This is a genomic window from Marinobacter sp. SS8-8 (assembly GCF_030540945.1).
Classification (GTDB): Bacteria; Pseudomonadota; Gammaproteobacteria; order Pseudomonadales; family Oleiphilaceae; genus Marinobacter.
Window position 1 is genome coordinate 297,260 of the sequence record NZ_JASSVN010000003.1, and the last position, 21,967, is coordinate 319,226.

21 protein-coding genes are annotated in these 21,967 nt (G+C 59.4%); 7 read left to right on the forward strand and 14 right to left on the reverse strand.

What is annotated here, in order from left to right; genetic code table 11:
* Window positions 1-128: 128 nt before the first annotated feature.
* Together rapA and cysZ are read right to left on the reverse strand one after the other, a co-directional pair.
* A complete protein-coding gene (gene rapA, locus QPL96_RS05210) occupies window positions 129-2,990 on the reverse strand; it encodes an RNA polymerase-associated protein RapA (protein ID WP_303286044.1) in 2,862 nt (953 codons plus the stop codon).
* 16 nt (window positions 2,991-3,006) lie between these two features.
* Window positions 3,007-3,756: a sulfate transporter CysZ gene (cysZ, locus tag QPL96_RS05215; RefSeq protein WP_303286145.1), complete on the reverse strand. Its 750-nt coding sequence runs from the start codon at window positions 3,754-3,756 to the stop codon at window positions 3,007-3,009.
* 97 nt (window positions 3,757-3,853) lie between these two features.
* Between cysZ and QPL96_RS05220 the strand changes: the two genes are divergently transcribed.
* The 6 genes from QPL96_RS05220 to QPL96_RS05245 all read left to right on the forward strand — a co-directional run bounded on the left by QPL96_RS05220 (window position 3,854) and on the right by QPL96_RS05245 (window position 9,349).
* Window positions 3,854-4,258: a VanZ family protein gene (locus QPL96_RS05220; protein ID WP_303286046.1), complete on the forward strand. Its 405-nt coding sequence runs from the start codon at window positions 3,854-3,856 to the stop codon at window positions 4,256-4,258.
* A gap of 509 nt (window positions 4,259-4,767) precedes the next feature.
* Complete coding sequence (mnmH, locus tag QPL96_RS05225; RefSeq protein ID WP_303286048.1) at window positions 4,768-5,871, forward strand: tRNA 2-selenouridine(34) synthase MnmH; 1,104 nt, start codon at window positions 4,768-4,770, stop codon at window positions 5,869-5,871.
* Between the two features lie 140 nt (window positions 5,872-6,011).
* Window positions 6,012-6,845: a mechanosensitive ion channel family protein gene (locus QPL96_RS05230; RefSeq protein ID WP_303286049.1), complete on the forward strand. Its 834-nt coding sequence runs from the start codon at window positions 6,012-6,014 to the stop codon at window positions 6,843-6,845.
* 161 nt (window positions 6,846-7,006) lie between these two features.
* Window positions 7,007-7,564, forward strand: coding sequence for an aminoacyl-tRNA deacylase (locus QPL96_RS05235; protein ID WP_303286050.1), 558 nt, complete (start codon window positions 7,007-7,009; stop codon window positions 7,562-7,564).
* Window positions 7,565-7,646: 82 nt separating this feature from the next.
* A complete protein-coding gene (locus QPL96_RS05240) occupies window positions 7,647-8,942 on the forward strand; it encodes an FAD-dependent monooxygenase (protein ID WP_303286051.1) in 1,296 nt (431 codons plus the stop codon).
* Between the two features lie 41 nt (window positions 8,943-8,983).
* Window positions 8,984-9,349, forward strand: a complete 366-nt coding sequence (locus QPL96_RS05245) for a histidine triad nucleotide-binding protein (protein ID WP_303286052.1) — start codon at window positions 8,984-8,986, stop codon at window positions 9,347-9,349.
* 105 nt (window positions 9,350-9,454) lie between these two features.
* Here QPL96_RS05245 and phoU read toward each other — a convergent pair whose 3' ends face one another.
* The 5 genes from phoU to QPL96_RS05270 all read right to left on the reverse strand — a co-directional run bounded on the left by phoU (window position 9,455) and on the right by QPL96_RS05270 (window position 14,943).
* Complete coding sequence (phoU, locus tag QPL96_RS05250; protein WP_303286053.1) at window positions 9,455-10,177, reverse strand: phosphate signaling complex protein PhoU; 723 nt, start codon at window positions 10,175-10,177, stop codon at window positions 9,455-9,457.
* A 33-nt stretch (window positions 10,178-10,210) separates the two neighbouring features.
* Complete coding sequence (gene pstB, locus QPL96_RS05255; protein WP_303286055.1) at window positions 10,211-11,098, reverse strand: phosphate ABC transporter ATP-binding protein PstB; 888 nt, start codon at window positions 11,096-11,098, stop codon at window positions 10,211-10,213.
* 10 nt (window positions 11,099-11,108) lie between these two features.
* A complete protein-coding gene (gene pstA, locus QPL96_RS05260; protein WP_303286057.1) occupies window positions 11,109-12,383 on the reverse strand; it encodes a phosphate ABC transporter permease PstA in 1,275 nt (424 codons plus the stop codon).
* Window positions 12,376-13,764 (reverse strand): phosphate ABC transporter permease subunit PstC, encoded by a 1,389-nt coding sequence (gene pstC / locus QPL96_RS05265; RefSeq protein WP_303286058.1) that lies wholly within the window; start codon window positions 13,762-13,764, stop codon window positions 12,376-12,378. Before pstC ends, pstA begins: the two co-directional genes overlap by 8 nt.
* Window positions 13,765-13,899: 135 nt before the next feature.
* Window positions 13,900-14,943 carry a substrate-binding domain-containing protein gene (locus tag QPL96_RS05270; RefSeq protein WP_303286059.1) on the reverse strand — a complete coding sequence of 348 codons (1,044 nt, stop codon included), beginning with the start codon at window positions 14,941-14,943 and terminating at the stop codon, window positions 13,900-13,902.
* Between the two features lie 193 nt (window positions 14,944-15,136).
* Here QPL96_RS05270 and QPL96_RS05275 point away from each other — a divergent pair, with 193 nt between their 5' ends.
* On the forward strand, window positions 15,137-15,541 hold the full coding sequence (locus QPL96_RS05275; protein WP_303286060.1) for an acyl-CoA thioesterase: 405 nt from the start codon (window positions 15,137-15,139) through the stop codon (window positions 15,539-15,541).
* Window positions 15,542-15,576: 35 nt separating this feature from the next.
* On the opposite strand, the gene QPL96_RS05280 is transcribed toward QPL96_RS05275, so the two are convergent.
* The 7 genes from QPL96_RS05280 to QPL96_RS05310 form a co-directional block, all read right to left on the reverse strand.
* Window positions 15,577-15,741, reverse strand: coding sequence for a hypothetical protein (locus tag QPL96_RS05280; RefSeq protein WP_303286061.1), 165 nt, complete (start codon window positions 15,739-15,741; stop codon window positions 15,577-15,579).
* A gap of 187 nt (window positions 15,742-15,928) precedes the next feature.
* Window positions 15,929-17,002 (reverse strand): magnesium/cobalt transporter CorA, encoded by a 1,074-nt coding sequence (gene corA / locus QPL96_RS05285; protein WP_303286062.1) that lies wholly within the window; start codon window positions 17,000-17,002, stop codon window positions 15,929-15,931.
* Between the two features lie 83 nt (window positions 17,003-17,085).
* A complete protein-coding gene (locus QPL96_RS05290; RefSeq protein ID WP_303286063.1) occupies window positions 17,086-18,255 on the reverse strand; it encodes an MFS transporter in 1,170 nt (389 codons plus the stop codon).
* Between the two features lie 23 nt (window positions 18,256-18,278).
* Window positions 18,279-19,076 carry an iron export ABC transporter permease subunit FetB gene (gene fetB / locus QPL96_RS05295; RefSeq protein ID WP_117618687.1) on the reverse strand — a complete coding sequence of 266 codons (798 nt, stop codon included), beginning with the start codon at window positions 19,074-19,076 and terminating at the stop codon, window positions 18,279-18,281.
* Window positions 19,063-19,701 carry an ATP-binding cassette domain-containing protein gene (locus tag QPL96_RS05300; protein WP_303286066.1) on the reverse strand — a complete coding sequence of 213 codons (639 nt, stop codon included), beginning with the start codon at window positions 19,699-19,701 and terminating at the stop codon, window positions 19,063-19,065. The genes fetB and QPL96_RS05300 overlap by 14 nt, the downstream gene beginning before the upstream one ends.
* 19 nt (window positions 19,702-19,720) lie before the next feature.
* Window positions 19,721-20,938: an organoarsenical effux MFS transporter ArsJ gene (gene arsJ, locus QPL96_RS05305; protein WP_117618689.1), complete on the reverse strand. Its 1,218-nt coding sequence runs from the start codon at window positions 20,936-20,938 to the stop codon at window positions 19,721-19,723.
* A gap of 1 nt (window position 20,939) precedes the next feature.
* Window positions 20,940-21,944, reverse strand: coding sequence for an ArsJ-associated glyceraldehyde-3-phosphate dehydrogenase (locus QPL96_RS05310; RefSeq protein ID WP_303286068.1), 1,005 nt, complete (start codon window positions 21,942-21,944; stop codon window positions 20,940-20,942).
* Window positions 21,945-21,967 lie beyond the last annotated feature (23 nt).

Genomic DNA, 21,967 nt, shown 5'->3' on the forward strand with positions numbered 1-21,967 from the left:
GTTCTCTCTGTCATCCATGGTTCAGGAATGTTGAAGACTACAATTTGTTAGGTTCACCGTACCGCATCAGCGGATGGCTGACCAGCAAATGCCGCACAGTCAGCCAGTTACGCCTGTCACAGGCTGACTCAGGCGGTTACGATCACCCGAATACCTTCCAGCGCCAGGCTGGCATGGCCTATGGCATCCCTCGCCGCCCCGAACTGGTTTCGGAAAAAGTCGATTTCCTCTGCCCGGATCGCCGGATTCACTTTCTGCAACGCTTCCAATCTGCGGATTTCCGGCCCGAAGCTGGCGGCGAGCTGCTCAAGCGCCTGGGCCTTCAGGGGTTCCAGATGAGGCTCCGAAAGCCGTTCCACATGATCCACCATGGTTTCAACCTGCGGACGAATCTGGGGCACGATGGCCTGGGCCGTGCGCCGGCGAATGTTTGAGCACAGGTCGTTCAACCGGTCGTGGGGCAGCGCACCCGACAGCTCCTTGCCGTTCACGTCCACCAGCAACCGCAATGGCGAGACCGGCAGATAGCGGGTCAGCTGCAGGGCTTCCGGTGCCGGACAGTGCACGGTAAACAGCGCCTCCATCAGCAGGGTACCCGCAGGCAGCGCCTTGACCGAAAGACTGGCGAGCGCTGCCTTGCCCAGGCCGGAACTGGTGACCGAATCCATCACTCCGGTCACCATCGGGTGTTCCCAGCTCATAAAGGCCAGATCTTCCCGTTCCAGGGCATTCCGGCGATCCCAGGTCACCGTTATGCCGTCTTCCGGCAGTTCGGCCACGTGACCGGCCTGATATTGCTCACCCGGGCGGAGAATGTCGGAATGATCAGCGTGGTCTTCCACATCCACCCCGAGAATGTCGAAGGCCTCCATCATGTAATCACGAACCCGGACCTCGCCTTCTTCTTCCTCAATGGCGGCAATCAGATCTTCAGCCACATCCCGGCGGCAGGAATTGAGTTCAATCAGCGCATCACGGCCGTTCTGGAGCAGCGTTTTCAGACGCTGCGACTCTTCAGCCGTGGCCCTGACCAGCTCATCAGTGGCATCGGTGTCACCCTCGATGGCCTTCTGCCATAGACTCCGGACAGCCTCCTGAACCGCCACGCCAACCGCACAGCTTTCGGCAAAGGCATTCAAACCTTCGTGGAACCACCGGAACTGAACTTCCTGGCTGGTCCCTTGCAGGTAAGGAATATGGATATCAATGGCGTCGGTCTGGCCGATCCGGTCCAGACGCCCGATGCGCTGTTCGAGCAGATCCGGATTGGCGGGCAGATCAAACAGCACCAGATGATGGGCGAACTGGAAGTTCCGGCCCTCACTGCCTATTTCGGAACAGATCAATACCTGGGCGCCCTGTTCACTGTCGGCAAAGTAGGCGGCCGCCCGGTCGCGCTCAATGAGGCTCAGATGTTGGTGGAAGGCGGCACTGCGGATACCAGCACGCAACTGAAGATAGCGCTCAAGGGCCATGGCGGTTTCGGCGCGGGCACAGATGACGACTGCCTTGGCGGGGCGCAGGCTGGCCAGTTTTTTCTCCAGCCAGGCCACCCGGGGATCGTTTGCCAGCCATCGTTCCTCAGACACCAACTGCTCGGGCGCCAGTCCCTGCATTCCGGAGACCTGACCCTCGTAGATATCCGGGCATGGCAATGGCGTAGGGGCCGGACGACGCTCGGGGAACCCTTGAATCGCCGCCCGGGTATTCCGGAACAGCACCCGGCCGGTGCCATGGCGATCCAGCAGGGCATCGATCACCGACTGGCGCGGATCGTCACCGGCCAGCAACTGGTCCAGTTCATCCCCCAGCCAGTTCCGCAGCCGCTTCCGATCCTCGGCACTGATATCAACCCCTTCGTCCTGAAGCCGACACACCACGCCGTTGATGGCCTCATACTGCTGCTCTTCCTTCCGGAAGGCTTCCAGATCGTGAAATCGGGCGGGGTCCAGTAATCGCAACCGTGCAAAGTGACTGGCGACGCCAACCTGCTCCGGTGTCGCCGTCAGCAGCAACAGGCCACGACTGATCGCCGAAAGTTCTTCCACAATCTGGTATTCGGGGCTGGCTTGCCCTGGGGCCCAGGCCAGATGATGAGCCTCGTCCACCACCATCAGGTCCCATTCAGCCCGCAGGGCATCTTCCCGGGCCTGCGGGCTGTCCATCAGAAAGTCGAGACTGCACAGCACCAGTTGGTCGCTTTCGAAGGGATTGACAGGGTCATCGCCGCCGAAGATGTGGTTCACCAGCGCATCGACATCGCTTTCCTGCTCTTTCAAGGCATCGTAGCGGCCCTGGTCCACAATCGAAAAACGCAGATTGAAGCGCCGGAGCATTTCCACCAGCCACTGATGCGTCAGGGAGTCCGGCACTACGATGAGTGCGCGCTTTGCCCGCCCGGTGTGAAACTGGTAGTGCAGGATCAGGCCAGCTTCGATGGTTTTGCCGAGACCCACCTCGTCTGCCAGCATAACCCTCGGCGCATGGCGCCTCGCCACCTCATGGGCGATGTAGATCTGGTGCGGCAGATGCTGGGTACGGGCACCGATCAGCCCCCGGGCCGGGGACCCCCGCAGGCGATTCATATGCTGGAGTGTGGCGAACCTCAGACGAAAGGCGCCGTTTCGGTCGAACTGACCCGCAAACAGCCGCTGGTGCGGGGCCGAGAAGTTCACTGATCCGGCCAGCTTCACTTCGGAGATTCCGTGCACATCAGTGCCATTCTCCGCGTGATACATCAGCACACCGCCGAGATCCTCGACCGCGCGCACGATATAACGCTCACCCTCAAAGGTCTCAATTTCCTCCCCGACCTGATAAATGATGCGGGAAAGCGGCGCGTTATCAATTGCGTAGGTGCGCTCTTCATCGGCAGCAGGGAATCCCAGGGTAACCCTTCGGCCAGAGATGTCCGTGACAATCCCCAACCCCAGGCCGGTATCACTGTGGCTGACCCAACGCTGACCGATAACAAATTCCGATGTATCCAAGAAACCTCCAGACCAATTAATTTCTGGTCGCGCCGTTCTCGCGAACCCAGTAAGCCGCGGCCCCACACACCGCCGCCGGCACCACAAACAGGTTCAGAACCGGCACCATGGCCGCCAATGCCACCGGCAGGCCAAAGCCCAATGCCGTCAACCGGGTATCACCCAGTAAGCGGCGCAATGCCGGGAAACTGACCTTATGATTGTCTGCGGGATAGTCCACATACTGCAGCGCCATCATCCAGCTGTTGAAAAGAAACCACAGAACGGCTGCAATCAGGTTAACCACCGGGATCAGACCGATGATAAGCAGGCCGATGGCACGGGGCAGGTAGTAGAGAATTTTCTGTACCTCGCGCCAGAGCGTGCGTGGCACGTCTTTGATGATCGTCGCCCAACTGTCGTCGGTGTTGACCTCCTGACCGGTCAGGTGTTTTTCGGTCAGTTCGGCAAGGTATCCGTAGAATGGGGAGCCGATGAGGTTGGCAACAATCACAAAACCGTACGCCAGCATTAACAGAATGACAGCGCCATACAGAATCCAGAACAGCCAGTCCATTGCCTGGAGCCAGGCCCAGTCCGGCAGCCAACCCATGGCGGTGGCAACCAGGCCGGCAAAAAGCTCGCCCAGGAAGAAGAACAGCAACCCAAAGAGCAGGATATTGATAACCAGTGGAATAATGACAAATAGCCGCAGGCCGGGCTGACGAATCAGGCGGAAACCTTCACCCAGGTAGCCCAGTCCACGAAAAAAATTACCCTTGAGCATCGCTGGCAGGACCTCCGCTTCCATGACAATGACGGGGCGCAAAGCATATCATGTTGGCAACATTCCCACAGCCCGGCAACTCCCAGGGACTTCCCCGATGGCAACACTGAAACACCGACTGACCAGCCTGCTGAACTATCGCGCACTGTGGCGGGTAGCCTTTGTGATATCCGTGCTGGCCATCGGATTCCTGGCGACAACGGATGACCCTTACCCCGTGCCCTCTTCCTCCAGCGACAAGGTGAACCACCTGATCGCCTTCCTTGAGCTCACCATCCTGACCCGCCTCTCCTGGCCGGGTCTTCGGGCCATCTGGTTTGCGCCGGCACTGCTGGGCTTTGGCCTGGGCATCGAAATCATCCAGGCACACCTGCCATACCGGGAATTTTCCCTGGCCGATCTGGCTGCGGACGCCGCCGGCATCGCCATCGGGCTCTTCCCCTGGCCCGGCATCCGGAAGGCTGGAAAACCGGATTTGAGAAATTCACCCGAATCGTTGTGAGATATTTCCTACAGGCGCGTGCGATCTTGCAGTGGCATCGCGTGCGCGGGGGCATTAGCCGACCCTCTGGGAAAACCTAACCCACTGATAAACATATTTTATTGCCGAACACCCTTCCCGAGCCATTTATCGCGGGTTATCGCGGGCGCGCAGTTCACACGATTGTCATCATTCAATTGGTATAGTCTTTTCTTCAAGGATGACAGGGAAAGGGATGGCGCACCGGATGCACCCCGGCATGGAATGCAGGGAGAGGCAAGGACACAGGGACGCCTCGCTTAAGGGATAATTATTCGGATAGCTGGCTCGGATGCCGGCACCATGGAGTGGCGCAGGGATCTGGCAACACGGTTGTTGTCCAATGCGCAAGGATGCGCCGACCTGTTCCGAGAAAGGGCAGCCCCAGGGTTGCCCTTTATTTTTGTGGGCCGGAAACAGGGCCCGACAAGCAGAAAACACCCACTTCCGCTATACTGCCGCCTCCATTCGACAACTGACTTATCGCTGAAATGGCAAGCAGACCCGACACCGACGACTACCTTTCCCTGTTCCTGAATGACCTGCCCCTGATGGACGTCCGGGCACCGGTGGAGTTCGCCCGGGGCAGCTTTCCGAATGCGGAAAATGCGCCTCTGATGAATGACGAGGAGCGCCATCGGGTCGGCATCTGTTACAAGGAAAAGGGCCAGGGCAAGGCCATTGAACTGGGACATCAATTGGTCTCAGGTGACACCAGGGCTCAGCGCATTGAAACCTGGAAACACTTTGTCGCCCGCCACCCTGAGGGCTACCTGTTCTGCTTCCGGGGCGGCCTGCGCTCCCGGCTTACCCAGCAATGGATCCGCGAGGCCGGCATTGACTACCCTCTGGTAAAAGGCGGCTACAAGGCCCTGCGCCGCTTCCTGATCGACAGCCTGGAAGCCCGGATCGAATCCAGCGAATTCCGCATCCTCAGCGGTCGTACAGGGACCGGCAAGACCCGGGTTCTGAAGCAGCTCTCCAATCCGGTGGACCTTGAAGGCCTGGCCAACCATCGAGGCTCCAGTTTTGGGGGGCAGGTTACTGCGCAACCCTCCCAGATCGACTTTGAGAACCGGCTCACCGTGGCCATGCTTAAGGCTCATCATCTCATTGGCGGGTCTGTTTATCTGGAAGACGAGAGCCGTCTGGTCGGTCGCTGCGCCCTGCCCGAATCGCTCAGGGCAAGGATGGCCGAATCCCCCCTGATGATCCTGGAGCAACCGCTGGAGGAGCGCATTACCATCATCCGCGAAGACTATGTTGAGGGTATGGTCGCGGATTACGTCAACCGGGATGGCGCCGAGGCCGGCTGGCTGAATTTCCGGGACTATCTGCTCAGCGCCCTTGATCGCATCCGTAAACGTCTGGGAGGCGAGCGACACCAGCAGCTTCGCAGCCTGATGGAACAGGCGCTTGCAGAACAGCAAGCCAGTGGCCGGACAGAAGCCCACAATGCCTGGATTCAGGCGTTGCTGCAGGATTACTACGACCCCATGTATGACTACCAGCTAAGCCGGAAAGAGGGTCGAATTCTTGTCCGCGGGGGCCCGGAAACAATTCTGGACTGGGCCAGAGCCGGTTCGGTTGCGTAACCCTCTACCAGAAAAGGCCGGTTGCGATACACGCCCGCCCGGTTTTTCTGTCATGTGAGATACAGACGAATCAGGTTGTCGCCGGATTTTTCCGATAATCCGACACTTGTGAAAAACTACCAATGAACAAGGAGTCCACTATGGAAGACCTGCTTGGGGCTGATGGACGCGCTGCAGAGCTGATCAATCAGGCGATGACCCTGATTATGACTTATGCACCAAAAGTGGTGCTGGCCATCATCACCCTGGTGGTCGGCCTCTGGCTGATCAACCGGTTTGTCGGTGTGCTCGACAACAAACTGGGCAAAAAGGATCCGACACTTAATAAATTCCTTTGCGGCCTGATTGGCGCGATCCTCAAGATTCTGCTGTTCATCTCTGTTGCCTCCATGGTCGGCATCGCCACGACCTCGTTCATTGCCATCATCGGTGCGGCCGGCCTGGCGGTGGGTCTGGCCCTTCAGGGCAGCCTTGGCAACTTCGCCGGCGGCGTGCTGATCCTGATCTTCAAACCGTTCAAGGTTGGAGACACCATTGATGCTCAGGGATATCTCGGTGCCGTGCGGGAAATTACCATCCTCTACACGATTGTCGACACCTTCGATAATCGCCGCATCGTCATTCCCAACGGCAGCCTGTCCAACGCTACGCTGGTGAACGTCAGCTACTACGACACCCGCCGTTGCGACATGACCTTTGGCATTGCCTACGGCGATGACATCGATAAGGCCCGGGCCGTGATCAAGCAGCTTCTGGACGAGGACGAACGGGTACTGCCTGAGCCGGAGCCGAGAATATCGGTGGGTTCGCTGGGCGACAACTCGGTCAATATCATCGTCCGGCCCTGGACCAAAACCGACGACCTCTGGCCGGTTTACTGGGACATGCACGAGCGGGTGAAGAAAGCCTTTGACAGGGAAGGCCTGACAATCCCATTCCCACAGCGCGACGTTCATCTCTACAAGAACGAGTGAACCGGTTCGCACTGATACATCCGGTTACTCGCAAACTGCGCAGCCTCAACTAAGCTGACCATTAATGGCGGGGTTTTCCGGCCCCGCCAGGCCATCGGGGCCCGGCAAGCCAACAACCGCAGGCTCCGGAACGCTGTCATTGCTGGTAGGAGGTGGTCACTATGCCGGTACAGCAGTTGAAGGAGTTCCTTGATGTGGCAGGCGTGGAATATATGTGCCTCTCCCACCCCCCTGCGTTTACCGCCCAGGAACTGTCCCATCACGTAAGGATTGCCGGCGACCGTGTCGTCAAAACCGTGATTATCGAGCTGGATGGCAAAATGGCCATGCTGGTCATGCCGGCTACCTGGCGCATCCGCTGGGACAGGCTGTCCCGGATTCTTGAGACCGACTTTCTTGATCTTGCCGGTGAACAGGAATTCCAGGACCGGTTTCCGGATTGTGAAGTGGGCGCCATGCCGCCGTTTGGCAACCTGTTCGGCATGACCGTGTACTGCGCCGAGGCCCTGACCGAACAGCCCGAACTCGCTTTCGCGGCCGGCAGCCATACCGAATCGGTTCATATGAAAACAGCGGATTTTCTGACTCTGGTTCAGCCAATGATCCTGAACCAGGGCTTTACCAAACCCGGAGCCCAGAAGCCCGCCTGGCTGGTCAAAAATCGCCGCCGGCCCGACCACGCCGCGAAACAACGGGTGTCCGGGATGGCTGGGTACTGACACGTTTCATGCCGGCTTGATCCAGGCCTCTTGTCTGACCACCGTCATCGCGTAAACTGAGGGCATCAGACAGGAAACCGATATGACTCAAGCCTTTGATATTGTAGTTGTTGGCGCCGGCATGGTCGGTGCCGCCCTGGCCACTGGCCTCGGCCAGAGTGGCTTCAGTGTCGCCCTGGTTGATCGTGCTCCCCCGCCGGTCTTCGATCCGCAAGCCAGCCCGGATATCCGGGTATCCGCCCTGAGCGCCGGTAGTGAGCGCTACCTCCGGAGCATCCATGCCTGGAACAAAATCCTGAACATGCGGGCAACGCCCTACCAGCGGCTTGCGGTCTGGGATGAAACCCGGTATCCGCTTCAAAACCTCGTGCCCCGGAAACTGATTGCAGTTGAATTCGACGCGACGGAACTGGGCGCCCAGCATCTCGGCCATATCGTCGAGAACCCGGTAACCCAGCAGGCGCTCCGGCAGACTGCGGAGGCGGAACCGCGGGTGACCCTGATTTACGGACACGGCATTTCATCGCTGGGCCAGGCCGGCGAATCGGCCACCGTTACCCTGGATGACGGTCGCGAACTCACCGCAGCCCTGGTGATCGGCGCTGATGGCGCCCAGTCCCGGGTCCGGGATCTCGCCGGCATCGGCACCACCCGGAACCAGTATGGCCAGCAGGCCATGGTGATCTCCGTGCGCTATCAGGGTCCGGTTGAGGACATTACCTGGCAGGGCTTCCACCCCTCCGGTCCCCGGGCCTTCCTGCCGCTGCACAGTGCGGGCCCGGCGCACCCAGGCGAAAGCTGGGGCTCGCTGGTCTGGTACGATGCACCCGATGAACTGGCCCGCCTGAAGGCACTGGAGGACGACGAACTGATGGCCGAAATTCAGTCGGCCTTCCCATCGCGCCTGCCACCGCTGACCCACATCGACGCCCGGGCCTCTTTTCCCATTGCCCGGCAGCACGCCCGGCACTATTTCGCGGGCAGGGTGGTTCTGGCCGGTGACTCGGCCCACACCATCAATCCCTTGGCGGGCCAGGGCGTAAACCTCGGCTTCCAGGACGCCCAGGCACTGCAAGGCGTGCTCAGGGAAGCCAGGCGCGCCGGCGACGACCTGGCTGACCGGAAATGGCTGGATCAGTACGAGCAGCAGCGCCGTCCGGCCAACCGCCGGATGATGCTGACCATGGATATGTTCTACCATCTGTTCAGCAACCGGGTTCCGCCTGTGCACCTGCTCCGGAACCTCGGCCTCGGCGCCGCCCGCGCCCTGCCCTTCGCCCGTAACCGGGTTGCCCGCTACGCCATGGGTATCGATGAAGAGTTGCCGCCTATGCTAAAACAGGTCACCGCCCGGATTCCGGGCCTGAACCGGCTTTAAAACCCGAACGCGAAAATCCGTACAACCAGAAAGGAGCCACCATGTCAGAGACGATTTTCACCAAGATCATCAACCGGGAAATCCCCGCCGACATTATTTACGAGGACGACATCAGCCTGGCGTTCAATGACATCAACCCCCAGGCGCCGGTGCATTTTCTGGTGATCCCGAAAAAGGCCATCGCCACCATCAACGACCTGACGGAAGCCGACCGCGAACTGGTCGGGCATCTGTATCTGGTGGCAGCGAAGATAGCCAGGGAACAGGGTTTTGCGAATGACGGCTATCGGGTGGTCATGAACTGCGGGGAGAATTCCGGGCAGACGGTGTTCCACATTCACCTGCACGTCCTGGCCGGCAAGCCGCTGGGGTGGCCGCCGTATACCGACAAGATGAAGCAGGCCTGAATGAACACGGGGTCATGAACACGGGGTCAGATGAAAGCTTTCATCTGACCCCAATTTCGACCCCAGCTTTGACTGGACGAAGTCCTAACTCCGATGTTTAACCGATCAGCGACCGACGACTCTTTCGGCCTCTTCCACCGGCGTATGACGAACGTCCTCGCCCTTGACCATGAAGATCACGTTCTCGGCGATGTTGCAGGCGTGGTCACCGATCCGCTCCAGGGCACGAAGCACCCACATGACCGACATGCACCGTGAGATGTTGCGGGTATCTTCCATCATGAAGGTCAGCAGGGTGCGGGCCGCCGCCTGATACTCCTCGTCGACCCGCTTGTCTTCCTTCATGATCCGCAGGGCCTGCCCGGAGTCCAGACGTGCGAAGGCATCCAGGGCTTCGTGGAGCATGCTGAGCACGTGGGCGCCGATATGACGGACTTCCACGTAGCCGCGGGGGGCCTGCCCTTCCTCGGTCAGTTTGATGGCCAGTTTGGCGATCTTCTTGGCCTCATCGCCCACACGCTCCAGATCAGCCACCATCTTGATGACCGAGATCACCAGGCGCAGGTCCCGGGCGGTAGGCTGACGGCGGGCGATAATCAGTGTCGCCTCTTCGTCGATCTCCACTTCCATCCGGTCGACTTTCTTGTCGTTGGCGCGGATTTCGTCGGCCAGATGGCCGTCGCCATCCACCAGGGCCTGAATGGCATTCTCAACCTGGGCTTCAACCATGCCGCCCATTTTCAGGAACTCGGTTTTGAGCGCCATCAGTTCGTCATTGAACTTGTTGGAGATGTGATCTCCGTAAACGTCGTCCTTCTTCGTAGGCATACTGTTGTTCTCCAATATTCCCCAGGTCCGGAATCAGCCGAAACGGCCGGTGATGTAGGACTCGGTCAGTTCATGTTCCGGCGAGGTAAATACCTTGTTGGTCTCGTTCACCTCCACCAGGTGCCCGAGGTGGAAGTAAGCCGTGCGATGGGATACCCGGGCCGCCTGCTGCATGGAGTGCGTCACAATAACAATTGTGTAGCTCTCCGACATCTCTGCGATCAGCTCTTCCACCTTGGCGGTCGCGATGGGGTCCAGCGCGGAGCAGGGCTCATCCATCAGGATCACCTCCGGGCTGACAGCAATGGCCCTGGCGATACACAGGCGCTGCTGCTGGCCACCGGACATACCGGTTGCGGTCGCGTCCAGGCGATCCTTTGCTTCTTCCCACAGGCCCGCTTTGCGCAGGCTGTTCTCGACAATCTCGTCCAGATCGGACTTGCGGTTGGCAAGGCCGTGAATGCGCGGGCCGTAGGCTACGTTGTCGTAAATCGACTTCGGGAAGGGGTTCGGCTTCTGGAACACCATGCCAACCCGGGCGCGCAGCTCAACCACATCCCGCTTGGGGTCGTAGATGTCATGATCGTCCAGCTGCAAGGACCCCTTCACACGACAGATATCAATACTGTCGTTCATGCGGTTCAGGCAACGCAGGAAAGTGGATTTACCACAGCCTGAAGGCCCGATAAAGGCGATGACCTCATTGCGGGAAATATCCAGACTGATTTTCTTGATCGCACGGGTGTCACCATAGAATACGTCAACATCCCGAAGTTTGAACTTCGGATCGCCAGAGAACGGTTTGCCGACGGTTTTGCCTTCCTCGATGATGGTTTCCGCCGGTTTCTCTTCCTGAACCGGGATGGCCGCCCCTTCGGGCTGAGACGCCTCACCGGTAATCGTCGGGTTAATGCTATTCATTGGAATCTCCTCACCACCGGCGTTCAAGACGCTTGCGCATCCAGATCGCCAGTGCATTCATACTGATCAGGAAGGTCAACAGCACCATAATGGCGGCTGATGCACGCTCAATAAAGGCCAGCTCGGGGCTGCCTGCCCACAGGAACACCTGCACGGGCAATACGGTTGCGGAGTCGAAGAAGCCGTCCGGCACGTCGACGATGAACGCGACCATACCAATCAGCAGCAGCGGCGCGGTCTCTCCGAGCGCCTGGGCCATACCGATGATTGAGCCGGTGAGCATACCCGGCATGGCCAAAGGCAATACATGGTGCAGAACCACCTGCATCCGGGAGGCGCCGATGCCTTCAGCCGCCTCCCGGATCGATGGCGGCACACTCTTAATCGCGGCGCGGCTCGATATGATGATGGTCGGCAGTGTCATCAGGGTCAGTACCAGGCCACCGACCGCCGGAACAGACCGCGGCATGCCGAAAAGGTTGATGAACACCGCCAGACCCAGCAGACCGAAAATAATTGACGGGACAGCCGCCAGGTTGTTGATGTTGACCTCAATAAAATCGGTGAACCTGTTTTGCGGGGCAAACTCTTCCAGATAGATAGCCGCTGCCACGCCGATCGGGAAGGAAAGTATCAGGGTCACGAACATCGTCAGCATAGACCCGACAATGGCACCGAGAATACCCGCTTTGGACGGATCCCGGGAGTCGCCCCCACTGAAGAACACATCGTTGAAAGAAGTCTCGATGACATCCCTTTCCAGTAGCTCATCCACCCAGGCCCTCTGCTGCTCATCCAGCTTGATCGAGTAGGCCTCATCCCCGGCGTGTTTCACATAAACATCGACATCAGTGTGGGTGAGGAAGCTCATGGTCTGAGTAGTACCCAGCCACCCAGGATTTGCCTTAATCGCATCACGAAGGGTCACGGACGCGTAGGGGTTGATCAGATCGCGAACGCCGTCCCGATCTTCTTCCGTCGCCCCGGGGATCTCCTGGATGAGCGCCTGTATCAGCGGCTCCACAAAGTCCGCCATTTTCATCTGGCGCTCATCCGTGGGGTCATCCAGGTACATCATCTCGCGGTCAAGATTCACCTCAAGCGTGATGGTGGTTTTGACGAAGCCGGTGTACCCCTTCGCGATGATGTCGGTAAAGAGGGTTAGCAGAGCCCCCAGGGCAATGGCGATGGCCAGTATGCCGTAGGCGCGGAACCTGCGTTCCTTGCGGTAGCGGCGCTTGAGCGACTGGCGGACAATCTCCGCCTGTGAACGTTGATCAGTCATACTGTTCCCGATATTTACGGACAATTTTCAGGGCAATTACGTTGAGCAACAGGGTTGCCAGGAAGAGCATGGCGCCAAGTGCGAAGGCGGCCAGCGTCTTGGCGCTGTCAAATTCCTGGTCACCCGTGAGCAGGGTGACAATCTGAACGGTGACGGTTGTGACCGTTTCCAGTGGGTTAGCAGTCAGATTCGCAGCCAGGCCAGCGGCCATTACCACGATCATTGTCTCGCCAATGGCCCGGGAAACCGCCAGCAGAATGCCACCCATGATTCCCGGCAACGCCGCGGGAAAGATAACCTTCTTCATGGTCTCCGACTGGGTCGCTCCCAGGGCAAGGGAGCCATCACGCATCGCCTGGGGTACGGCGTTGATCACGTCGTCTGACAGGGAAGAGACGAATGGGATGATCATGATGCCCATGACAGCACCGGCCGCCAGCGCGCTTTGCGACGACGCCTCGATGCCAAGGGAAGCGGCCAGGTCGCTGATAAAGGGAGCAACCGTCAAGGCGGCAAAAAAGCCATAAACCACCGTGGGAATGCCTGCCAGCATTTCCAGCAGCGGCTTGACCACACCACGAACTGTCTTGTTCGCGTATTCAGACAGGTAAATAGCAGACAGCAAGCCGACCGGCACCGCCACCACCATGGCAATGGCAGAAATAAGCAGCGTACCGGTAAACAGGGGAATCATCCCGAAGGCACCCTCTGCAGCTACCTGATCCGCCCGAAGTGCAGTCTGCGGACTCCACTGGCTACCGAAGAAAAACTCGGAAAACGGCACCTTTTCAAAGAAGCGGAAGGTTTCCAGTGCGACCGAAAAGATGATGCCAACAGTGGTCAGGATGGCCAGGGCGGCACAGGAGAAAAAGAGCCACTTGAGGATGGATTCCACCTGGGCCCGGGCGTTCAGGCGTGGCCGGATTCTCAGCCACCCCAGGAAACCCGCGAGAACAGCGACCGCGATCACAAGGGCCGACATCAGAAACTGACTTTGGGAGCGCAAGGCCTTCAGACGCTCCGCCGCCTCCGCGATGGGCGCTTCCGCAAACGCCGGCGACAAGGCGCCGCTGGCAACGTTACTGATCTTGCTGAGCAGCAGGCTGGCCTCGCCTTCACTTGCTGGTATCATGCCTTCCGGCAACCCGCCAATCACGATCAACTGGATGACTTTTCCCTGAAAGGCCGCCCAAAGGGCCAGCACAATCAGCGCAGGAATACCGCTCCAGAGTGCCGCACGGGCCCCATAATAGAAAGGCAGGGACTTGAGGTGACGAATACCCCCCAATGGCATGGCCAATGACCGGGACCGCGCATACCCAAGCCCGTAGGCGACGACGGCCAGCACCAGGGTCAGCAAAAGAAGATTAGCCGGTTGCATGAAAATTCCTGTCTTCGACTTCAGATAGGCGCACAGTTTACAGATTCAGCTCTGTGCTGGCACCAGATCGTCCAAACGTACAAAAGGGCGCGGATCCCGTTTGGGACCCGCACCCCTGCTTTACCGGACGGCTGATTACTTGAGTTCATCCAGCGTCAGGTTCGGCATAGCCTCTGCCTTGTCCATCAGGTCCATCAGAGCGGCACGCGGCGGGACGATCAGGCCAACGTCTTTCAGGTAGCCGTTCGGGCCCATGGCCGCGCCGCTGATAAACTCATCAACGTAATCCTTGATGCCCGGAACCACACCGATGTGAGCCTTCTTCACATAGAAGAACAGTGAGCGTGCAACCGGGTATTCATCGGCGGCAATCGCCTCAGCGGTCGGAACCCTGCCGTTCAGAGTGGCTGCCTGCAGACGGTCTGAGTTTTCTTCCAGGAAGCTGTAACCAAACACACCGTACATGGCGGCATCGCCAATCAGCTTCTGAACAATCAGGTTGTCGTTCTCACCGGCTTCGATGAAGGCACCGTCTTCACGGACGCTTTCGCAGATGGCGCTGTGCTCGTCTTTGCTCAGGCTCTTCGCCTCAGGCAGCGCGTCGCAACCGGCGGCCAGGGCCAGCTCGTTGAAGGAGTCCCGGGTACCGGAGGTCGGAGGCGGGCCCATCACTCGGATCGGCTTGTTCGGCAGGCTGGAGTCCACGTCGCTCCAGCTTTTGTTCGGGTTGGCAACCCATTTGCCGTCAACGGGAACCTTGGAACCCAGAGCCAGGAACAGCTGCTCAAGGGTGATATCGAGGTTCTCGGCATCCTTGGAGCTGGCAATAACGATGCCGTCCGAGCCGATGCGGAACTCCGTGATGTCGGTAACACCGTTGCTCTGGCACAGCTCGAACTCGGAGGTCTTCATGCGGCGTGAAGCGTTGGTGATGTCAGGGTACTGGGTACCGATGCCCTGACAGAACAGCTTCATACCACCGCCGGAGCCAGTGGACTCAAGCTTCGGCGTGCTGAAGTCGGTTTTGGTGCCAAAGCGCTCGGCCACCACGGTAGCGAACGGATAAACAGTGGAGGAACCCACGATGCTGATGGTGTCACGGGCCATGGCCGGTGCGGACAGGGCGGCCACGGAGCCGGCCAGCGCAACAGTCACGAGTGCTTTGTTCAGTTTCATCACGTCAAGTCTCCATTATTCGGTTTGGACGTTGTGTCGGATGTGTTTTCCCGATGGATGCAGACTAATGGCACTCTGTGACAGCTTTGTTACAGCATCTGAAATATAGTCCGGAATGTTCAAATTTGCTTGCAGCGGCGCCTCAGGCCGCTACCATGCGGGTTACAACAACTCCAGGCTCGCTAAAGGCAGTACTATGACCGCGCATGACGATGACAAACCCACACCTCGTGGTGAACTGACGCTTCAGGTAATTCCCCTTCCCGTCGATACCAACGCCAATGGTGACGTGTTCGCCGGCTGGCTGGTCAAACAGATGGATATCGCCGCCGCCACCATGGCCGGTCGTATTTCCCAGGGCCGCAATGCCACCGTGGCCATGGACCGGATGGAGTTTCTGTCGCCGTTACGGGTTGGTTCACAGGTGGGCTGTTATTGCGAGCTGGTCGATATCGGTCGCAGTTCCATGAAGATCAACGTCGAAGTCTGGACTCTGGACCGCACCGCGAAGAATCCCCGCAAGGTAACCGAAGGCCTTTTCGTTTATGTAGCCATCGATGAACACGGCCGGATCCGGGAAGTTCCCGAGCAAAGCCTTTGAACTTCATCTCCAACCATGTAACAGGCGGGCGTAGTTCAGCCGCTCCCAGATTTGAGCGTTCGGGCGTTTTCCATGGAAAGGACACCCCGGGCTTCGGCCAGTGAGTCGTAGCCCATTCCGGACAGTCTGCGCGCCATCTCTTCGGTGATCCTGGCAAGAGCCTTGGGTCCCTCAGCCAGCAAGGCTGAGACAACCTGCACAGCAGTGGCGCCAGACAGGATCGCCTTAGCAGCATCTCAAGGCCTTCCAGCTCCGGGGCATGGAAGGCCATCAACACCACGCCTTGTGAAAACCGTCCGACTGCTTTGAGTCCAGGTGGGTCTCCTGACAGTCACAAGCGCCTTGAAGTCGACCTGGAAACACTCTATTGCATCGGATAAATGGAGACTACATCCATCCCCTGCGTTTGAAAAACCACAACAGGCCTGCGGTGAGGGCAATCATCACGCCCCAGACCATGGGGTACCCGAAGTACCAACCCAGCTCCGGCATCGCCCAGGGGCTGTCCGGATTCGTGAAATTCATGCCGTACACACCTGCCACGAAGGTCAGCGGAATGAAGATGGTGGCAATGATGGTCAGCACGCGCATGGTTTCGTTGGTACGCTGGCTGATGCTGGAGAGATAGATATCGAGCATGCTGGTCGCCATTTCCCGGAAGCTCTCCAGCAGTTCGATGATCTGCACGCTGTGGTCGTGGCAATCCCGGAAATAGACTTGCGTGTTCGCATGGATTAATGGGTCTTCCGTGCGCATCAGGCTGGTCAGCAGCTCCCGTTGCGGCCAGAGCACCCGTCGGAGCACCAGCAACTCCCGCTTCAGACTGTGGATCTGGGCCAGTGTCCGCTGATTCGGGTTCTCGAGCAGATCTGTCTCCATCTCCTCCAGCTGGTAACCAAACTTCTCCAGCACGGGAAACGCGGAATCGGTGACCAGATCCAGTAAGGCATAAAGCAGGTAGTCGATTCCCCGGGTTGCAAATCTCCGGTTATTGGGCAGCCGCATGCGCTTTCGGACCGGCTCAAAGGGGTCTTCATCAAGCGGACAAAGGCAGATCAGGTAGTTTTTGCCAATGAACAGGCTGACCTGGACGATGTCCAGATTCTCGCCATCGTAAAACGGCATGGCAGCAATGATAAACAACTGATCATCGTATAGCTCGAGCTTGGGGCGCTGGCCGGTATTGAGCACATCTTCAAGGGCCAGATCGTGAAGACCGAAGAGATCGCCCAGGTTTCTGAGTGTCTCCGGATCGGCCTGGCCATTCACCTGAATCCAGGTTCTTGATTCTCTCACCAGATAATCACGGCAGTCAGCGGCGCTCGCCAGCCTGACTTCCTCAAGGCGGTCCTCGGTGTAGTCGATCAGGTGAATGGTCACCGGCCGCCTGCGGTCACTCTTGGCAACGAGAGTGCCGGGCGCGGTGCCGGGGTTGTGGTAATGCTTGCTGAAATAGGCCATGTCGTGTTCCTGTGCGCCTTACCGGTTGCTGATCACTACCCTTGCCCAAGAGCATAACAGTTTGCGGCTCAGACAGAACCGGCCTACGCCCCGGCCCGGGCCAGCGACCAGAGCCCGAACACCGGGCCGGGCACCAACAGCAGCGCCACCCAGACCCCCAGATCACCCCACAAGCCGCTGGTCAGCCAGATGGCCGGCAAGGTGAGGCCGAACCCCACGGCATTCATTACCGCCAGCGACGAGCCTACCGATTCCCGCGGCGCCGTGGCCGCCGCCAGGGCGGAGAACTGCGGCGAATCCGCGACTACCGCGAGCCCCCAGACAAACAGCAAGGCAATCAGGAGCAACGGCGACAGCCCGCTTAACCAGGGGTACACCAGGCAAACAGTTCCTGACAGCATCAGGGCCCGCCAGGCCACCCATTCGCTCCCCCTGGTACGGCTCAGTCTGCCTCCACCGATACAACCGGCCGCCCCTATTCCAATTACGGCAAAAGCCAGCCAGGGAATGAGTCCGTCATCAGCACCCAAACGCTGCAACTCCCGGCCAATCAACAAGGGCGTCAGCGTCCAGAAGGCGTAAAGCTCCCACATGTGCCCGAAGTAGCCACCGGCGACCGCCCGAAACCTGGGTATACGCAATGCCGCCAGACCCTGACTGAGGGGTATGGGACCACTGCTTTTAGGCAGATGCGGCCCGTCACCCAACAGAAACACCATGGCACCTCCAGCCAGCGCCAACACAGAGGCCACCAGTAACGGCAACTCCCAGGGCAGGCCGAATGTCGCGCCGCGCATAAGGTGAGGCAATGCCGTGCCGAGTGTCAGCATGCCCACCAACCACGCCAGGGCCGCCCCGGCGTACTTCGGTGTCCAGGCAATGACCATTTTCATGCCGAGCGGATAGATACCGGCCAGGCACAGGCCTGTGGCAAACCGCAGCAGGAAATCCAGGGGTGGCAGATGGGCGGCAAAAACAAATCCACCGTTCACCAATGCCCCCAGCAGGCTCGACACCGCAAAAATCCGGCTGGCGCCAAACCGGTCCGCCAGCCCGGTTACAGCGATGGTCAGAGTGCCCACGATAAAGCCGGCCTGGACCGCCAGCGTCAGCCGGCCCAGATCGGTCTCCGTGAGGCCCAGCTCGCCGGAGAGCGATAACCAGACGCCGTTAACGCTGAACCACAGGGAAGTACCGAACAACTGGGCCAGCACGATAACAGGCAGGGGGTAACGTCTTAGCAGGTCGATCATTATTGTTGTCTTTTCTCCCTGGCTCAGGACTTTACCAACCGGTCCAGACGCAAACGTTCTCGATCATCAAACAGCCTGCGGCCACCCCAGGAGACCGCCATCACTGCACCAAAACCGGTGCCTGCCGTGATGATGAGCATCACCAGAATCTGGTATTTCACCGCCACCGCAGGCGGACTGCCCGCCAGAATCTGACCGGTCATCATGCCCGGCAAACTGACAATACCGGCAACCGCCATAGCGTTGATCGAAGGCATCATGCCACTGCGCATGGCCTCCCGCCGGATATCCTCCAGTGCCTGCTGCCAGGTTTGCCCCAGCATCAGCCGGTTCTCGATGACCGCCCGTTGCCGCCAGACCGACTCGTTCAGCCGGTCCAGTGCCAGGCTGACACCGGTCATGGTGTTGCCGAGCATCATACCCAGCAACGGAATGGCGTATTGAGGGGCATACCAGGGGGTTGGGCCGATCACCACGCTCAGCGCCAGCACCGTGACAGTAAAGGAGGACACGAACATAGCCCCGGTACCAATACCAAAGGCCCACCCTCCCTGCAGCCGCCGGCTCTGGCGCGCTACCACTTCCCTGCCCGCGACCAGCAGCATGACCAATGCCATCAGGGCAATCCAGTAGAACCCGGAGGAGGCGAACAGGACCTCCAGCACCAGTCCGATCAGGGCTAACTGGATGACCGTGCGCAAAGCGGCAACCAGCAGGTTGCGGGTAATGCCCAGTCGGGCCAGATACCCGGTCACCGCCAGGGCCAGAATCAGCAGAGCTGCCAGCCCGAGTTTCCACCAGACCAGATCAATCACGTCCATGGACAGGCTCCAGTCTGGCTCCGTAAATCCGGTAGTGTGCATTGGCGACGCGGTGGATCTGCGCCGGGTCGTGGGCAACCCAGAGGGTGGCAATCTGCCGCCGTCGAATCTCCTCAAGCAGCCAGATTTCAATGGTTTCCGTGGTCTCGCCATCCAGATTGGCAGTAGGTTCATCCAGCAACAGCGCTTCCGGTTGCATGGCAAGGGCACGCCAGAGCGCCAGACGCTGCCGCTCCCCGGAAGACAGCCGGCTGACCGACCAGCCCATCACCTCTGGAGGAAAACCCAGCGCCGGTGGTAGCAGGTCACCAGTCGTACCAGGGAAGTGAGCAGCCACATCATCAAACCACCATTGGCTGTCCGCCGGCACCATCACCACACGCCTGCGCCACTGGTGCGCTGGCAGGGAAAGCTGATCGGTGCCATTGAGCGAGATGCTGCCGCCATGGGGCTCCAGGTCTGCAACGGCACGCAGCAACCGGCTTTTACCGCTGCCGGAAGGCCCGGACAAGCAGACCACTTGCCCTCCGGGCACAGCCATCGATACCTCATCCAGGCTGCCGACACGGACGCCTTCCAGCAATAGTGCCTTCAAAACCGGCTCGCCCGGGCAACTCTGAACCATTCACAAGCCTCCAGGCCGGTCACGACGCTGGTCGTCCGGTTTGCGAGACAGCCACGGCGCGACGATCTGGCAACAGGAGCGACAACATCGCTGCCATTACCACCAACACTGAGGATATCCACAAGCATGCTTCCAGGCCATAAGCCTGATAGACCCAACCGGACAAAATCGTTCCCAGCAGTCGTCCGGCGGCGTTGGACATGTAGTAAAAGCCCACATCCAGGGACACGCCATCACCCCTGGCGTAGGAGACTATCAGGTAGCTGTGCAGGGAGGAATTGATGGCAAACAGCACCCCGAACAGCAGCAGACCGCCGATGACGACAAACTGAGGCGACCAGCCAGCCAGCAGGCCACTGGCAATGGCGGCGGGAATCAACGCCAGGGCAGCCGCCCAGAGCACGGCCGGCTGCTTGCCTTCCCTATTCCCGGTAATCCGGGGCGCGATGGCCTGGATAAAACCATAGCCGATAATCCAGATGGCCATGAAACCGCCCACTTGCCAGAAATCCCAGCCAAATACCGTGTGCAGATACACCGGCAGGGCCACCACAAACCAGACATCCCGGGCCCCGAACAGGAACATGCGCGCGGCGGACAGTACGTTGATCGCCCGGCTCTTGGACAGGATTTCACGGAACTTCGGCTTCGCCTTGCTCTTGCCCAGCTCCCGCCTGAGCAGGAACAGGCTCGCCAGCCACACAAGGCCCAGCGCCACTGCCATGATCACGACCGCACCTTTAAAGCCAGCGGCCACCAGCAACACGCCACCCAGGAAGAACCCCACACCCTTGAGGGTGTTCTTGGAGCCGGTAAGAATCGCCACCCACTTGTACAGGGTGCCCTGCTGCTCATCCGGCACCAGCAACTTGATGCCGCTCTTGGCGGACATCTTGTTCAGGTCCTTGGCGATACCGGAGAGTGCCTGTGCGGCCATCACCCAGGGCACGGTGAGCATGGCCGCCGGCACCGCCAGCATGGCCAGCGCGACAATCTGCAGGCCCAGCCCGATATTCATGGTACGGTTCAGGCCCACGCGGGCGCCCAGGTAGCCGCCCACCAGGTTGGTCACCACCCCGAAAAACTCGTAGAAGATGAACAGCAGGGCGATTTCCAGCGGCGAATAGCCCAACTGGTAGAAATGCAGCACCACCAGCATCCGCAGGGCACCATCGGTGAGGGTGAAAGCCCAGTAGTTACCGGTGATAATCAGGTACTGTCGGATGGCGGCCGTCATATCACGCCGAGCCCACCCGGCGCGCCAGTTCGGCGGTGCGGTTGGCGTAGCCCCACTCGTTGTCGTACCAGGCATAGATTTTTACCTGGGTACCGTTGACCACCAGGGTGGACAGGGCATCGACGATGGAGGAACGCGGGTCGGTCTTGTAGTCGATGGACACCAGCGGGCGTTCCTCATATCCCAGAACGTCTTTCAATTCACCCTCTGCCGCTGCTTTCAACAGCTGGTTCACGGTGTCGCGATCCGTGGGCGTTTCCACTTCAAACACGCAATCGGTCAGCGACGCATTGGTTAAAGGCACTCGCACCGCGTGGCCATCCAGCCGCCCTTTCAGTTCCGGAAAGATCTCGATAATCGCCGTCGCGGAACCGGTGCTGGTCGGGATCAGTGAACTGCCGCAGGCCCTGGCCCGGCGCAGATCCTTGTGAGGCGCATCGATGATGGTCTGGGTGTTGGTGAGGCTGTGAATGGTGGTGATCGAACCGTGCCTGATGCCCAGTTTCTCATGAATCACCTTTACCACCGGCGCCAGGCAGTTGGTGGTGCAGGAGGCCGCCGTGACGATGCGGTCGTTGGCAGGGTCAAAGATGTCGTCGTTTACGCCGACCACGATATTCCTGGCACCTGCTTCCTTCACCGGTGCGGTAACCACCACCCGCTTCACGCCCTGGTCCAGGTACGCCTGCAAGGCACTGACTTTCCTGTTGACGCCACTGGCCTCAATCACCAGATCGCAGCCGGACCAATCGGTTTCGCCGATGGTCTTGTTATGGGTCACGCGGAGTCGCCGCCCTTCGATAACAATCTCCGTACCATCGGCAGAGGCGTCATGGCGCCAGCGGCCATGGATGCTGTCAAAATTGAGCAGGTGGGCCAGGGTGCCGGCATCCGCACCCGGATCGTTGATGGCGACAAATTCCATCTCCGGCCACCCCCAGGCAGCCCGCAAGGCCAGGCGACCGATGCGGCCAAATCCGTTAATTCCGATTCTGATCTTGCTCATGACGTGCTCCTGAAGGGTCTGGT